Here is a 716-nt window from a genome sequence, read left to right as displayed (position 1 = left end):
GTCTTGGAGATGCCCACGTGTTCGGGCCGCGTGCCGATCGTCGTGGCGTTGAGCGCCTGCGCCTCGGCGCCGGTCACCAGGTTCATCCTGGGCGAGCCGATGAAGCCGGCGACGAAGACATTGGCTGGCGTGTGGTAGAGTTCCATCGGCGAGCCGACCTGTTCGATGCGGCCGGCATTGAGCACGACGATCTTGTCGGCCATGGTCATGGCTTCGACCTGGTCGTGGGTGACGTAGATCATCGTCGTGCCAAGCTGATGATGCAGTTCGCTGATTTCCAGCCGCATCGTGCCGCGCAAAGCCGCGTCGAGATTGGACAAAGGTTCGTCGAACAGGAAGGCGGAGGGCTCACGGACGATCGCGCGGCCGATCGCGACGCGCTGGCGCTGACCGCCCGAGAGCTGCCCCGGCCGCCGCTCGAGGTAGTTGGTGAGGTTGAGAACGCGGGCGGCTTCATTGACCTTCTTGTCGATCTGCTCCTGCGGCATCTTCGCCATCTTCAGCGGAAAGGCGATGTTCTTCCTGACACTCATATGCGGATAGAGCGCATAGGACTGGAAGACCATGGCGAGCCGACGCTTGGCCGGCGCTTCGCTGGTCATGTCGCGTCCGTCGATCTCGATCGTGCCGGAGGTGGTGTCCTCGAGGCCGGCGATCAGGCGCAGCAATGTCGACTTGCCGCAGCCGGACGGACCGACGAAGACCACGAACTCGCC

1 protein-coding gene is annotated in these 716 nt (G+C 63.8%); it reads right to left on the bottom strand.

From position 1 onward, the window contains the following. On the bottom strand, positions 1–716 hold a 716-nt coding region (locus AC1DYF_RS40340; RefSeq protein WP_477884550.1), incomplete at both ends, for an ABC transporter ATP-binding protein.

Source organism: Rhizobium sp. P2_G9 (assembly GCF_056403475.1).
This window is presented reverse-complemented; position numbering and strand designations above follow the sequence as displayed.